Below are 13,214 nucleotides of genomic sequence, written 5' to 3' on the forward strand. Positions count from 1 at the left end.
GGTGGCATAGGCGGCCGTCGGCCGCCGTTCTTTAGAACGCCGAAGCGAACTTCGGCTATGGCGCCGGATGAGGGGTATCCATCCGCACGCACGAGTTTAAAGCTTCGCGCGCGGAGACATACCCCTCACCCGAGTTAGCTTTTGTCTACCAGCGGAGATGCCCTCTCCCACAAGGGGAGAGGGAGCAATAATGCGCAGCGTCTCGGCCTCAGTTCACCACATAGACATCAGGGTCGGCGCTCGAGCTCGGCTTCTTGAAAGCGTTGCGCAGGGCGGACGACATCGGGACGTTGTAGTTGAGGCCGCTCGGCGGCGTCGGCGATTGCAGCCACTTCTTGTAGAGCACCTCGATCTCCGGGCTTGCGTAGAGCTCCGCCGTCGCCCGATCGGCCAGCGCCTTGAAAGGCGCATCCTCCCGCCGCAGCATGATGCCGTAAGGCTCCGGCTTCGAGAACGCCTCCTCGCTGATCATGTAGGCTTGCGGCTCCTTGGAGCGCGCGATCGCAACGGCCAGCTGCACGTCATCGAGTGCATAGGCCTGGGCGCGGTCGGTCTCCAGCAACAGGAAAGCCTCAGCCTGATCCTTCGCCGGCATCACGTTGAGGCCGAGATTGCGTTCGGTGTTGACCTTGGCGAGCTGCGTCAGGTTGACCGAGCCGGCGACGGCCGTGACCGCCTTGCCCTTTAGATCGTCAATGGTGTTGATCTTCGCGGCCTTCTTGGCGGCGAACCGCGTCGCGCTGAGGAAATGCGTGTTGGTGAAGGCGACCTGCTTCTGGCGATCGGCGTTGTTCGTGGTCGCCGAGCAGTGCAGATCGAGCGTGCCGTTGACCATCAACGGGATCCGGTTCGACGAGGTCACGGCGAGCGTGTCGACGGCGATGTCGGGCATGCCCAGCTGTTTCTTCACGGCATCGACGATCCTGAGGCAGATGTCCATGGCGAAGCCGACCGGCTTCTGGTTGCCGTCCAGATAGCTGAACGGGACGGAGGCCTCCTGATAGCCCAGCGTGATCTTCTTGGTCTCCTTGATCTTCTGGAGCGTGCCCGTGAGGTCCTCGGCCGAGGCGGCACTCGCAAGACATGTCAGGGCCAGAATAACGGTAGGTAGACGCATCGGCTGCTCCTCAAGGGGTCTCGCGCCTCCTTGCCGGGCGCAATCGAGCGCGTTGATAGCGCAGGCGCGCACAGGCCGCCAGACGCGCTTGCGCCTATCAGCTATCCCGGCTTTCAATACGCGAGACGGCTCTTACGCGTCGATGCCGCGCTGGACCAGGATGCGCTCGGCGCTGTCGTTCCAGACGTCCATCTTGGTGATCTTGCCGTTGCGCACCACGAAGCGGTCGACGTAACGGGTGCCCTCAAAGGGAGTCCCGTCCTTCCACTCGCCGTAGAGCGTGCCGACGCTGTAAACTACCGTTTCGCCGTCGCCGGGGCAGACGTCGAACCGGTCCATCTTCTTCTTGACCCAGCGGTAGCGCTTGGCGTTGAAGGCGGTCGGGCCGCGCGGATGATCGAACGTGTTTCCGCCGGTGAAGGTGATCACAGTGCCCGGCGCCATATAGGTCGCCGCAGCATCCGGATCCGGGATCATCGATGCCGTGAGATAGGCCTCCACGATCGCGGCGTCGGACAATGGAGCGGTGTCGGCTCTTGCGGCAACGGACATGGCTGGGTCTCCCGAATGTGCGGAATACTACCGCTACTCGCACAAGATCCATGCATATATTTTGGACATTTGCCTCGCTACACTGCCGAGAATCTGGAGCGGCCGACCCCCGCCGCTTGCTCTAAATTCCGTCCGCAAGAGCCATGATCACCCAGCCCGCCTTCGACCTGATCTTCCGCAACGCGCTGTTGCGATCGTCCCCCGCACCCGTCGATATCGGCGTGAAGGGCGGCCGGATCGCCGCAATCGAGCCACAGCTCGCCGGTGAAGCGGTCGGCGTCGATCTCGGCGGGCACCTGGCTTTGCCCGGCTTCGTCGATACCCACATCCACCTCGACAAGGCCTGCCTGCTCGACCGCTGCGGGCACGAACACGCCAGTCTCGGCGACGCCATCCGGGCGGTGTCGGCGATGAAACGCGACTTCACGGTCGAGGACGTCTACGCCCGCGGTGCCAAGGTGCTGGAGCGCGCGATCGTGCACGGCACGACACGGATGCGCACGCATGTCGAGATCGATCCACGGATCGGCCTGCGGAGCTTCGAAGCGGTGAAAGCGCTGAAGCGCGATTACGCCTGGGCCATCGACCTCTCGCTCTGCGTGTTCCCGCAGGAAGGCCTGACCAACGATCCCGGAGCTGAAGACCTGCTGATCCAGTCTCTGCGGGACGGTGGCGACGTGATCGGCGGCTGTCCCTATACCGACACCGATCCGGGCGCTCATCTCGAGCGCATCTTCGATCTCGCGCAGGAGTTCGACGTCGACGTCGACCTTCACCTGGATTTCGATCTCGATCCCTCCTGGTGGCATCTCGACGACGTCTGCCGGCAGACCGAGCGGCGCAACTATCACGGACGGGTCGCGATCGGCCATGCGACAAAACTCTCGGCCCTGCCGCCGGATCGGATGAAGGCTGCCACCGCGCAGCTGGCAAGAGCCGGCGTCGCCGTCACCGTGCTGCCCGCGACAGATCTCTATCTGATGGGTCGCGAGGCCACCCACAACGCGCCGCGCGGACTGACGCTCGCCCACAAGCTCGCGGGCGACGGCGTGGTGTGCTCGGTCGCGACCAACAACGTGCTCAATCCCTTCACGCCGTTCGGCGACGCATCGCTGCTGCGGATGGCGAACTTCTACGCCAATGTCGCGCACGCCGCGGTGACAGATTTCGACACCTGCCTCGATCTCGTGACCGAACAGCCGGCCCGGCTGATGAACCTCGCCGATTACGGCATCAAGGTCGGAAATCCCGCCGATCTCATCGTGCTCGACACGAAAGATAGCCGCTTCGCCATCGCCGATCTGCCTGATGTCGTAATGGGCTTCAAGCGCGGCCAGCAGACCTTTGAGCGGCAGCGGCCCACCTTGTTCCGGCCCGGAACCTGAACGCTTTTCAGTCGAACACCAATGGTAAAATCGTCGGAACAGGAGCCGGATATAGGCCGTTCGCGCTGGTTTCACTGCCGATCTCACCCCAAATCCGAGTCCGGTAGAATCCCGGACCGTAGCTGTGCGCATTGAACAAGAGGTCATCCGGATCATACTAAGGGAGCGCTCTGAACCATCCGGGTTCAGTGGGGAAGCCTGTCTATGTTCAACGCTTTCAGTAGCCTCGATTCTCGCTCGAATCGGGCCAACACACCCGCAGAATCCGCCGTCAAGCGACTGAACGGAATCGGCGAAGTCCTGTCGGACCTCGATATCTCGACGATCCGCACTCAGGACGACATGACCCGCGCACTCTGGACGCTCGAGACCGCCGACAAGTGCATCCGCATGATCGTCTCGGAGTTCCGCACTGCGCCCGCCAAGGAGCAGGTTGTCCGCAAGGCCAAGAGCCTGGTCGATGCGATCGCGCACGCTCGTGATGAAATCTTGGACTATCGCGATGGCCGCAGGGTGTTGAGCTGAACGCAGGCGTTCGACGTCAGAGCTTGATCTTCGCCAATATCCGGTCTGCCTCGGTCCGCCAGTCGGCGCTGCGGGCGAACTCCTTGGTGCCCCTGGCGCCGAACACCCCTTCGTCGGCGAGATCGGCCACCCACGCCTGCCGTTCGGCAGTGCCCTGCGCGGACCATGGTGTCAGCCCGGCCTCGCGCACGGTCTCGGCGACCTCCTGCACCTCTTCGGCACGCCGGCGGCCGTGCTCGATCACGCGCTGGAAGCAATAGGCGCCCTGCTTCTCCCAGTCGATTCCGGGAAACGTCTCCGCGAGCGAGGCCAGCACCGCATGCTCCACCCCATAGGCGCGCGCGGTGGTGAAGCTTTCGATGACCATGGCCTCGAGGCCCTTGATCATGACGCTGCGGCACATCTTCACCGCAGAGGACACGCCGAGCTCATCGCTCGCAACCTTCGCCGCAAAGCCGATCGCATTCAAAAGCGGCTCGATCTCCCTCGCGCCAGGGCCGCCGAGCAGCAGCGGCACCTTGATGCGATAGGGCGGCACCGAGGTCATCACCGCGCCCTCGACGTAGCGGCCGCCTCCAACGTCGATCAGGGCCGCCGCGCGCTGCTTGGCGCCGGGAGAGGCCGAATTGAAGTCGAGGAACCAGGTGCCCTGGTTGAGCGCGACGGCACAGGCCTTCGCCACCGGTACGGCCTGGCTGGCAGTGACGGCGGAGATGATGAAGTCGGATTTCGCAGCCAACTCGGCGTGCGAAGCTGCGAGCGCCACACCGAATCTTGCCGCATGCTGCTGCAGCGAGGCGCCCAGCTCGCTTCCGAGCTTGATGTCGTAGGTTGAGACCTTAATATCCTGCCGGCGCAAATCCTCGGCCAGGATCCGGCCGACCTCGCCATACCCGACCAGCCCGATCTGCCAGCGCTTCGGATCCGCCATCAGTTCAATCCTCGTGTGGTCTCGTCGAACAGCTCCTCGACCGCATAGCGGCGCGGGATCAGCGACTGCTGGAAGGCGTAGTCGACGATCAGTTCGAGCGGCTTCCTGTTGGCCTCGATCCCGAACGGCACGAGATCGGGTTCTGCCGCAGGCCCCATCTGTTGCTTGTTCCGCTTGAGCAGATCATAGAGGCCCGCGACCACGTCAGGACGCGATTTCGCCAGCATCTCAGTCACGACCACGAGATGATTGACCGGCACGACGCCGCGCCGGGCGTACCATCTGGCGGCCTCGGCGGCCGGATCAGGAAATAGAGACTTGAGCCTGGGATTGTCGGAGGTCTCACCAAGCACGGCATCGAGCTCGCCATCGAGCAGCATCGACAGGATCTTCTTGTCCTTGGGCGCGCGCTCGGTGGTGTCAACATACTCGGCGACGTGCGGATCCTCGAAGGTGATCCAGCGGATCTTGTCGAGATTGACGCCGTAATCGTTGGCGAGGATGCCCCTGATCCAGGCGCCTGTCGTTGTCGTGAACGAGCGGATGCCGACGCGCTTGCCTTCGAGATCGGACGGTCCGAGCGATCCACGTACGGGATCGTAGAGCGCGTAGGAATGCTGGAAGCGGCCGAGCATGGTCGCCGGCAGCAGCACCAGCGGCTTGCCGTGCGCCTTCGCCATCAGATAGGTGACGATCGCCATCTCGCAGACGTCAAAGACCTGCTCACGCACCATCGGCTTGAACGCTGTGTTGGTCGGTGTGTACTCGATGAAGTCGAGATCGAACAAGTCGGAGCGGAGCTCGCCGCTCTTGACCGCCTGCACATGGCGGTGGTTGCCGAGCACGGCCTTCAGCTTGAGACGATCCATCCGCCCGCTCCGCTTGTCTTCGCCTTAGACGTCCCCGGAATTGTCGACGTAGACGAGCCCGGCCTTCGCCAGCGCCTCGCGCATGTTGTAGATCTCAAGGCCAAGCTCGCCGGAGGCAAGCCGCTTGCGCTTGCCGCCCTCGTCCGCGTAGCGCTCTTTCGCCTTGTCCGCGACCTCGGAGGCATAGCGCTTCGGCACCACCACGACGCCGTCGTCGTCAGCGACGACGATGTCGCCGGGATCGACGTTGACGCCGGCACAGACCACGGGAACGTTGACCGAGCCGAGCGTCGCCTTGACTGTGCCCTTGGCCGAAACCGCGCGCGACCAGACCGGAAACTCCATCTCGTGCAGCGCTTTGACGTCTCGGCAGCCGGCATCGATGATCAGCCCTTGCACGCCGCGCGCCTGCAGCGAGGTCGCCAGCAACTCACCAAACATGCCGTCGGTATTGTCGGTGGTGCAGCCGACGACGAGGATGTCGCCCTTCTTGCACTGCTCGACGGCGACATGGATCATCCAATTGTCGCCGGGCTGCGCCAGCACGGTGACCGCGGGACCGGCAATCGCCGCGCCCGGCCAGACGGGCCGCAAGTAAGGCTTCATCAAGCCGAGGCGGCCGTAGGCCTCATGCACGGTCGAGACGCCATACTCGGCCATGCCGGCAGGGTCGGCTCGCTTGATGTTGCGAACGACGACCGGCTTCATGCCAGCTCCTCTGCAACTGTCGGGAACAGGCGCTGATAGGCCTCGCCATAGGTCATGGGCACGCCGGTGTTGCGGCTGCCCTGGATGCCGCGGTTGAGCGCGACGCGTTCGTAATAGCCCCACAGATGCTTCTGCGCGGCCAGGATCTGGAACGCTTCGTATTTCTCTTTCCAGACCTCGTCGATCTTGAGCAGCAGGTCGGGCTTGTAGTTGCACTGCTCGGGCTGATGCGGCTCGAACAGGAACACCGGTGGCGCGGAATATTTATACTGAGCCCCGGGCTTGTGGCCCATCGCCTGCGCGACCACCCGCGTCTCCTGCGCGAAATGCGTCGCGTTGGGATGATCGAAATTATACGGATCTTCCAGCGCGTGCGTCAGCACGAAGCTCGGGTTGAGCTCGCGGTAGATATCGACCATGCGGTCGAAATGCGCCTCGGTGAGCTTCAGTGGATAGTCGCCGCAGTCGAAGAACTCGATCTCGGCACCCAGCAGCTTCGCCGCGCGCTCCGCCTCGTCCTTGCGCCCCGCCTTGACCGATTGCAGCGTCGCGCCCTTCTCCTTCCAGGCGAACTGGCTCTCGCCGCGCTCGCCAAAGGACAGGCAGACGATCTTCATGCGATAGCCCTTCTTCGCATGCAGCGCGATAGCGCCGCCGGCGCGCCAGACGAAATCGCCGGGATGGGCGGTGACCACGAGACCTGTCTTCATGGGACGAACTCCCTTCTTTCGTTTGTAGGCATCATATTGATCATCGGTCGAACCCGAACAGGCGCGCGGGATTGTCGACGAGGATCTTTTGTTGCAGCTCCGGCTCCGGCGCGAACAGCGGGATCAGATCGACGAGGTCACCATCGTTCGGCATCACCTTGACGTTGGGATGCGGCCAGTCGGTGCCCCAGATGACGCGGTCGGGCGCGGTCTCGACGATCTTTCGCGCGAACGGTACCGCATCGGTAAACGGCGGACCGGCCGAGGACACCCGCTCGGAGCCGCAGATCTTGACCCAGCATTTCTCATCGCGCTGCATCAGCTCGATCAGAATCCTGAACGGCGGCTGATCGAGCCCGTCGGCAGCCTTCACCCGCCCCATATGGTCGATCGTGTAGCTCAGCGGCAGCCTCGTCAGCATATCGGCATAATCCGGCAAGTCGATCGCGTCGAAATGCAGGTCGATGTGCCAGTCGAGCGGCGCGACCATGGCAATGACGCGGTCGAACACGCCCTTGTCGGGCACGCCGCCGAGATGGCGGACGAAATTGAAGCGGCAGCCGCGGAAGCCACCCTCATGCAGCACGCGAAGCCCGCGCTCGGTGATGGTGTCGTCGATATTGGCGACCGCGCGATAGGCACCGTTGCTCTCAGCGATCGCATCAAGCGCGACCGTATTGTCAGTGCCGTGCACGCTGGCATTGACGATGACCGCGCGCTCGACACCGAGCTTGGCATGCAGCACGCGAAAATCCTCCAGCGGCGCGTCCGGCGGCGTGTAGGACCGATCCGGCGCATAAGGATATTTCGCGCCGGGCCCGAAGATGTGGCAATGCGCGTCGCAAGACAGCTTCGGCAGCTTGAACTTCGGCGTGCGCGTGTTCGGATCGGGCGGCGGAATGGTCGGCGTGTACATCATCGTCATCAGGTGAGCCCGCCGAAGCGAGACCGCTTGTTTCAAGTCTTGCTGCTGACGACCGGCCGGCGCCGCGCCGGCGCGGCATGATCGAGCGGCGGCGCCTGGAACGAGGCAACCGTCGCCTGCACCAATTGCTCGATGGCAGTGGCGGCATCGCCGCCGTCGGCCGCGCCGCGCGACAGGCGCGAAACGCGGTCCGGCGTCACCAGTGAATAATAGAGCGCGCCGAGCAGGAAATGGCTGCGCCAGACGATGTCAGTGCGCGGAATATGCGGCAGGCTTTCGTGGACCGCATCGATGAAGGCGTGACTGGTGTCGTCAAAAGTCTGCGCGATGATCTTTCGCGTGACCTCGTTGCCTTCCGCCGACATCACAGCGCGCAGCCGCGTGAAGCGCGCCCCGCCGCCGGCGAGATCGCTGCCCGAGGTGAATGCCGGCACCACATAGGCGCGCACGATCGCCTCCAGCCGGTCCTGGAGATCGCGCACGCGCCGGGCGGCCGCGAGCAGCTCCGAACGGCGCAGGTTCATCGGCCCGCAATGGCGCCGATAGATCTCCAGCAGCAGCCCGTCCTTGGTCTTGAAATGATAGGTCACACTGCCGGGATTGGCGCCGGCCGCGTGCGCGATATCGCGCACCGAGACGGCATTGAAGCCGTTGGTGGCGAACAGCTCCTCGGCCGCGGCGAGGATTGCCTCGCGCATATTCGGCTTGCGGGCCGTTTCCTTGCTGGTGGGCTTGCGGACCATGTGATTTGTACTATCGTACAAAAGATCAGGTCTCGTCAACAAAAACCGTGCCGGCGTGCGGGACGGCATGGAGACCGCGGCTCGGACGCGAATGCCTACAAGGAGTGCTGGGAAGATGCTGGGTTTGAACAAGACGATCGGAGGGTTGATGCTGGGCGCCGGTCTGCTGGCGGGCGGCGCGCAAGCCGCCGACAATTATCCAAGCAAGCCGGTGCATATTCTGGTCCCCTATGCCGCGGGCGGTGCGGTCGACGTGCTCGCGCGTACGCTGGCACAGGCGCTGGCGAAAAGCTGGGGCCAGCAGCCGGTGGTTGACAATCGTCCCGGCGCTGGCGGCATCGTGGCCTCGCAAGCGCTGACGCAGGCCGCACCCGACGGCTACACGCTGATCCTCGTCGCGAGCGGCCATCCGCTCAACCAGTTCATCTATCCGAGCGTCCCGTACGACACGTTCAAGGATTTTACCGCGATCACGGAGGTCGCCTCCTCGCCGCTCGCGATCGTGGTGGCCAAGGACAGTCCCTACAAGACGCTCGGCGATCTCCTGGCGGCCGCGAAGAAGGAGCCGGAAAAGCTCTCCTATGGCATGTCGGGCAACGGGACGTCCGCGCATCTGGCCGGCGAGCTGTTGAAGTACATGTCCGGCACCAAGATCGTCTCCATTCCCTATAAGGGCGGCGCACCGGCGCTGACCGCGGTCATATCAGGCGAGATCCCGCTCAGCATCAATCCGCTCGCCGAAGCGATCGGCCAACCTCGAGGGCGGCCCGGTGCGCGCGCTCGCGGTGACCTCGGCCGAACGCTCGAAGGCGTTGCCGAACGTGCCGACGGTCGCGGAGTCCGGCGTGCCCGGCTACGACGTCTCGGTCTGGTGGGGCGTCCTCGGCCCGGCCAAGATGCCGCCAGAGATCGTGGCCAAGCTCGAAGCCGACCTCAAGGCGGCGCTGCAGGATGCGAATGTGCAGTCGACGCTGGGCAAGATCGGTGCAACTCCGGTCGGCTCAACGTCCAAGGAGTTCGATGCCTACATGCACGCCGAGGCGACCAAATGGGAGCCAGTGCTGCAGGCGGCCAATATCCGCGCACAATGAAGTGCGCAAGTCCGTTGATCCGCTTTAAGCGCGCGTGCCGGCGCAGAGAGTGCGGCGACACGTGGCGCGCGGGACTCGAATACCTTCCGCGCGCTTAAATTCCGGTTGCTGCAAGTCAACGCAACAACATGGACAAAGCGTCATTTGTGTTTTGCACGGCTCTGCGCGAGCAAAGTCTGGAAGGCACCGAGGACGACGAATGAGCAAACCCGCATTGTTGAGGCTGCATCGCTGGATCACTTTGGCCTTCGCCCTTCCCTTGCTCGCGATCATTGTCACCGGCCTGATTCTGTCGATCGAGCCTCTCGTGCAAACGACTAGCATGAGCGGTGCCGCGATCGAGGCCGGCCGTGTCATCGAGCTGGTGAAGCGATACGATCCCGACGGCAAGGCGCGCGGGCTCTCCATCGACGCGGGCAGCCACAGCATCACGCTCCGGGGCACCAACATGCCGGCGATTGATCTTACAACCGGCGAGGCCGCCTCGGCGGGTTCGACCCTGTCGAATGTCTTGCTCTGGGCCCGGTTCACGCACGAACGCCTCATGGGCCAGGCCTGGCTAGTGACGGCATCCACGCTGGCCATGGTGATCATCATGCTGCTCGGCATCGTCATGGGATTGCCGCGGCTGCGCAACACGCTGTCGGGATGGCACAAGGCAACTGCCTGGTTCACGCTGCCGCTGATCCTGCTCAGTCCGCTGACCGGCCTGTGCATGGCGTTCGGCCTGACGTTCCAGGGTGGAGCTGCTCCGGCCGCAACCGGCCGCTCTCTCGCCCTGCCGGACGCGATCCGCATGGTCGCAGCCTCGCACGAGCTGTCGCAGCTGGTCTCGATCGGCACGCGCGGCGGCCGCATGATGGCGAGACTTTATGACGGCGGCGAGTTGCGCGCCTATGCCGTCACGTCGTCCGGGGCCGCACCCCTGCCGCGCAACTGGCCGCGCCTGATCCACGAGGGAAACTGGTCGGCCCTGATCGCCGCGCCGCTCAATGTCGTGACGTCGATCGCGCTGCTGATCCTGCTGTCGACCGGCCTGCTGATCTGGGCGCGGCGAACGTTGCGCAAGCGGCGACCGCGCGCGGAGGGGCCGACCGACGCGGCAATGGTCGGCGCCGGCTGATCGCGCGGAGAGTCAATTGCGCGCGCCCGCCCGCACCTTCTCCGGTGCGACGCGCTGGAAGAGATCGCCATCGTTGTCGGCCGAGGGGATCAGGATCGCGCGATCGCGCGGCAGCGCTTCCGGCATCTCGTCACGGATGAAGGCGATCATCTTCTCTCGCATCTCGCAGCGCAGATCCCAGGATTGCGGCGCGTTTCGCGCGCTGACCAGCGCGCGCAGCTCGATGGTGCGCGCGTCCGCATCGATCACCTGAAGATTGACGACGGCCCCATCCCAGAGCTTGGACTGCTTCACCGCCTCCTCCAGCCAGCGCCGAATGCGCGGAACGTCGGCGCGATAATCGACATGAAGCGCGATCACACCGATCAGGGATGCGGTGTCGCGGGTCCAGTTCTGGAACGGCTTCTCGATGAAATAGGACAGCGGCACCACCATGCGGCGCCAGTCCCACAGCCGGATCACGACATAGGTCGCGGCGATATCCTCGACCCAGCCCCACTCGTTCTCGATGATCACCGCGTCCTCGATGCGGATTGGCTGGGTGATCGCGATCTGCAGGCCCGCGATCAGGTTGCTGAGCAGCGGCCGCGCCGCAAGGCCGACGATGATGCCGGCAGCACCTGCCGAGGCGAACAGGCTGACGCCGTATTGCCGGACCGAATCGAACGTCATCAGCGCCGTGGACACCGTGATGATGACGATGATGGTGTCGGTGACGCGCTTGAACACGCGGACCTGCGTGACGTGCTTGCGTGCGACGAAATTCTCGGTGACATCGCGGAAATTCTGCAGGTAGCGCGCCGCGCTCATGTCGACGATCCTGATCGAGATCCAGCCGATCAGGGCGATGACGGCGACGACGAACAGGCGCATCATCGGCGTGCGGATCGTGTCGTCGAGCGGCGCGAGCGGCAGGACCAAGGCGACGGCCGCCAGGCACAGCGCCAGCTGGGCCGGGCCGGAGGTCCGCTCGATGAACACGCTCAGCAGCGGCAGGCGGGTTCCAAAGGCCCGGTTGAGCAGCCATTTGGCGATCCGGTAGAACGACAGTGCAAGGAGGATTGCCGCCGCAACGAGGCTGAGACCGATGAACCATGACGGTATCCAGCCGAACATCCCGTCGATGTCGGCCATCACAGCCTGCCAATGCATCGCCATTCCCCGATTTGCTCTGCGATAGCCGGCTCAACGCCTCTCGGCCGGCTTCGCTCCCCCGCCCTGTGCAACGCAGCATCCCATAGGTGCAAGTGTCGCCGAACTGGGCTAATTTGGGTGCTCATGACTCGACGTAGCGGCAGCGCCGATCTTCCCCTGCATACCGGACGGGTTCCGCCCTGGCTGGCGAGCCGCATGGCCTCGCTCGGCTCGATCGTGACGCAGGCGATCGTGCATCATTACGGCCGCGACGCATTTCTGCAGCGGCTGTCCCACCCGTTCTGGTTCCAGTCGTTTGGCGCCGTGATGGGAATGGACTGGCATTCCTCCGGCATCACGACCTCCGTGATCGGCGCATTGAAGCGCGGGCTGGGGCCGCTCCAGGACGAGCTTGGGATTTATGTCTGTGGCGGCCGGGGCCAGCATTCGCGCAAGACACCGGACGAGCTGATGCAACTCGGCGAGCGCGTCGGATTCGACGGCGCAAAGCTGACCCGCGCCAGCCGCCTGGTGGCGAAGGTCGACAGCGCGGCCGTGCAGGACGGCTTCGACCTCTATCTCCACGGCTTCTTCGTCACCGCCGACGGCAAATGGACGGTGGTGCAGCAGGGCATGAACGGCGACAAGCGCCAGGCCCGCCGCTATCACTGGCATTCCGAGGCGCTGAAGAGCTTCGTCGATGCGCCGCATAGCGCGATCGACGGGCCGCAACAGGGCGAGATCGTCAATCTCACCGACCATCGCGCCGACGTCTCACGCACCGCGCAGCTCGATCTCCTGGATGATCTCGGTCCCGATCGCATCGTCTCCGAATTCGAACGTCTGGTGGGGACTGCGTCCGAACCGGCTCAGCCCATGCTGCCGCATCTGATCATGCCCGCGCACCACGACGTGCGTCCGAAGGACGTATTCGCGCGCCGCCTGCACGGCACGCTGGCCGCCGCGGCCGAGCGCGGCCCGGTCGACTTTCCCGAATTGCTGCTGACGCCCGGCGTCGGCGCCCGCACCGTGCGCTCGCTGGCGATGGTCGCAGAGGTCATCCACGGCGCGCCCTATCGCTTTGCGGACCCGGCGCGTTTCTCGCTCGCCCATGGCGGCAAGGACCGGCATCCCTATCCCGTGCCGATCAAGGTCTATGACGAGACCATCCGCGTGCTGAAGGGCGCGATCCAGAGCGCCAAGCTCGGGCGTGAGGAAGAGATCCAGGCGATGAAACGGCTCGACGATCAGGCCCGACGGCTGGAGCGGACTGCGCGCGGGCCTTCGGTAGAGGCCTACATCGCCAATGAGCACGCCGCCTCGCCCGATCTCGACGGCCGCTCCGTGTTCGGCTGGGAACGCGACCTCGCGCTCACAAAAAAGCGGACCGGCTGAACGCCG

Annotated in this window: 13 protein-coding genes and 1 pseudogene; 5 read left to right on the plus strand and 9 right to left on the minus strand. The window is 64.4% G+C overall.

Annotated elements, in window-relative coordinates; all coding sequences use genetic code 11:
• Positions 1-208 precede the first annotated feature (208 nt).
• Positions 209-1,117, minus strand: coding sequence for an amino acid ABC transporter substrate-binding protein (locus tag ACETMP_RS10715; protein WP_375160911.1), 909 nt, complete (start codon positions 1,115-1,117; stop codon positions 209-211).
• Between the two features lie 132 nt (positions 1,118-1,249).
• Entirely contained in the window at positions 1,250-1,669 is a 420-nt protein-coding gene (locus tag ACETMP_RS10720; protein ID WP_375160912.1) for a nuclear transport factor 2 family protein, read from the minus strand.
• Between the two features lie 143 nt (positions 1,670-1,812).
• Here ACETMP_RS10720 and ACETMP_RS10725 point away from each other — a divergent pair, with 143 nt between their 5' ends.
• Together ACETMP_RS10725 and ACETMP_RS10730 are read left to right on the plus strand one after the other, a co-directional pair.
• Complete coding sequence (locus ACETMP_RS10725) at positions 1,813-3,054, plus strand: amidohydrolase family protein (RefSeq protein WP_375160913.1); 1,242 nt, start codon at positions 1,813-1,815, stop codon at positions 3,052-3,054.
• Positions 3,055-3,258: 204 nt separating this feature from the next.
• On the plus strand, positions 3,259-3,579 hold the full coding sequence (locus ACETMP_RS10730) for a hypothetical protein (protein ID WP_375160914.1): 321 nt from the start codon (positions 3,259-3,261) through the stop codon (positions 3,577-3,579).
• 16 nt (positions 3,580-3,595) lie between these two features.
• Here the strand turns inward: ACETMP_RS10730 and ACETMP_RS10735 are convergent, their stop codons facing one another.
• Genes ACETMP_RS10735 through ACETMP_RS10760 form a run of 6 tightly spaced genes read right to left on the minus strand, consistent with a single transcriptional unit; the run spans position 3,596 to position 8,465 of the window.
• Entirely contained in the window at positions 3,596-4,510 is a 915-nt protein-coding gene (locus tag ACETMP_RS10735; RefSeq protein WP_375160915.1) for a DUF1932 domain-containing protein, read from the minus strand.
• On the minus strand, positions 4,510-5,379 hold the full coding sequence (locus ACETMP_RS10740) for a hypothetical protein (RefSeq protein WP_375160916.1): 870 nt from the start codon (positions 5,377-5,379) through the stop codon (positions 4,510-4,512). Before ACETMP_RS10740 ends, ACETMP_RS10735 begins: the two co-directional genes overlap by 1 nt.
• Before the next feature lie 24 nt (positions 5,380-5,403).
• Positions 5,404-6,087: a 4-carboxy-4-hydroxy-2-oxoadipate aldolase/oxaloacetate decarboxylase gene (locus ACETMP_RS10745; protein WP_375160917.1), complete on the minus strand. Its 684-nt coding sequence runs from the start codon at positions 6,085-6,087 to the stop codon at positions 5,404-5,406.
• A complete protein-coding gene (locus ACETMP_RS10750; RefSeq protein WP_375160918.1) occupies positions 6,084-6,797 on the minus strand; it encodes a PIG-L deacetylase family protein in 714 nt (237 codons plus the stop codon). Before ACETMP_RS10750 ends, ACETMP_RS10745 begins: the two co-directional genes overlap by 4 nt.
• Before the next feature lie 40 nt (positions 6,798-6,837).
• Positions 6,838-7,722, minus strand: a complete 885-nt coding sequence (locus tag ACETMP_RS10755; protein WP_375160919.1) for an amidohydrolase family protein — start codon at positions 7,720-7,722, stop codon at positions 6,838-6,840.
• Positions 7,723-7,754: 32 nt separating this feature from the next.
• The gene (locus ACETMP_RS10760; protein WP_375160920.1) at positions 7,755-8,465 is read right to left on the minus strand and encodes a TetR/AcrR family transcriptional regulator; all 711 of its coding nucleotides are present in this window, start codon (positions 8,463-8,465) and stop codon (positions 7,755-7,757) included.
• Positions 8,466-8,580: 115 nt separating this feature from the next.
• Here ACETMP_RS10760 and ACETMP_RS10765 point away from each other — a divergent pair.
• Positions 8,581-9,556 (plus strand): annotated as a pseudogene (locus tag ACETMP_RS10765) (tripartite tricarboxylate transporter substrate binding protein).
• Positions 9,557-9,755: 199 nt separating this feature from the next.
• Complete coding sequence (locus tag ACETMP_RS10770; protein ID WP_375160921.1) at positions 9,756-10,679, plus strand: PepSY domain-containing protein; 924 nt, start codon at positions 9,756-9,758, stop codon at positions 10,677-10,679.
• Between the two features lie 12 nt (positions 10,680-10,691).
• Here the strand turns inward: ACETMP_RS10770 and ACETMP_RS10775 are convergent, their stop codons facing one another.
• Positions 10,692-11,831, minus strand: coding sequence for a mechanosensitive ion channel family protein (locus tag ACETMP_RS10775; RefSeq protein ID WP_375161884.1), 1,140 nt, complete (start codon positions 11,829-11,831; stop codon positions 10,692-10,694).
• A gap of 126 nt (positions 11,832-11,957) precedes the next feature.
• On the opposite strand from ACETMP_RS10775, the gene ACETMP_RS10780 reads away from it, so the two are divergent.
• Positions 11,958-13,208: a DUF763 domain-containing protein gene (locus ACETMP_RS10780; RefSeq protein WP_375160922.1), complete on the plus strand. Its 1,251-nt coding sequence runs from the start codon at positions 11,958-11,960 to the stop codon at positions 13,206-13,208.
• Positions 13,209-13,214: the final 6 nt, after the last annotated feature.

The organism is Bradyrhizobium dasycarpum, from assembly GCF_042019905.1.
GTDB lineage: Bacteria > Pseudomonadota > Alphaproteobacteria > Rhizobiales > Xanthobacteraceae > Bradyrhizobium > Bradyrhizobium japonicum_B.

What these genes read in the sequence shown, in the direction of transcription:
- ACETMP_RS10750 (WP_375160918.1), bottom strand. Translation starts at nt 6,797, where the DNA reads ATGAAGACAGGTCTCGTGGTCACCGCCCATCCCGGCGATTTCGTCTGG.
- ACETMP_RS10715 (WP_375160911.1), bottom strand. Translation starts at nt 1,117, where the DNA reads ATGCGTCTACCTACCGTTATTCTGGCCCTGACATGTCTTGCGAGTGCC.
- ACETMP_RS10760 (WP_375160920.1), bottom strand. Translation starts at nt 8,465, where the DNA reads ATGGTCCGCAAGCCCACCAGCAAGGAAACGGCCCGCAAGCCGAATATG.
- ACETMP_RS10780 (WP_375160922.1), top strand. Translation starts at nt 11,958, where the DNA reads ATGACTCGACGTAGCGGCAGCGCCGATCTTCCCCTGCATACCGGACGG.
- ACETMP_RS10775 (WP_375161884.1), bottom strand. Translation starts at nt 11,831, where the DNA reads ATGCATTGGCAGGCTGTGATGGCCGACATCGACGGGATGTTCGGCTGG.
- ACETMP_RS10725 (WP_375160913.1), top strand. Translation starts at nt 1,813, where the DNA reads ATGATCACCCAGCCCGCCTTCGACCTGATCTTCCGCAACGCGCTGTTG.
- ACETMP_RS10735 (WP_375160915.1), bottom strand. Translation starts at nt 4,510, where the DNA reads ATGGCGGATCCGAAGCGCTGGCAGATCGGGCTGGTCGGGTATGGCGAG.
- ACETMP_RS10720 (WP_375160912.1), bottom strand. Translation starts at nt 1,669, where the DNA reads ATGTCCGTTGCCGCAAGAGCCGACACCGCTCCATTGTCCGACGCCGCG.
- ACETMP_RS10745 (WP_375160917.1), bottom strand. Translation starts at nt 6,087, where the DNA reads ATGAAGCCGGTCGTCGTTCGCAACATCAAGCGAGCCGACCCTGCCGGC.
- ACETMP_RS10770 (WP_375160921.1), top strand. Translation starts at nt 9,756, where the DNA reads ATGAGCAAACCCGCATTGTTGAGGCTGCATCGCTGGATCACTTTGGCC.
- ACETMP_RS10755 (WP_375160919.1), bottom strand. Translation starts at nt 7,722, where the DNA reads ATGACGATGATGTACACGCCGACCATTCCGCCGCCCGATCCGAACACG.
- ACETMP_RS10740 (WP_375160916.1), bottom strand. Translation starts at nt 5,379, where the DNA reads ATGGATCGTCTCAAGCTGAAGGCCGTGCTCGGCAACCACCGCCATGTG.
- ACETMP_RS10730 (WP_375160914.1), top strand. Translation starts at nt 3,259, where the DNA reads ATGTTCAACGCTTTCAGTAGCCTCGATTCTCGCTCGAATCGGGCCAAC.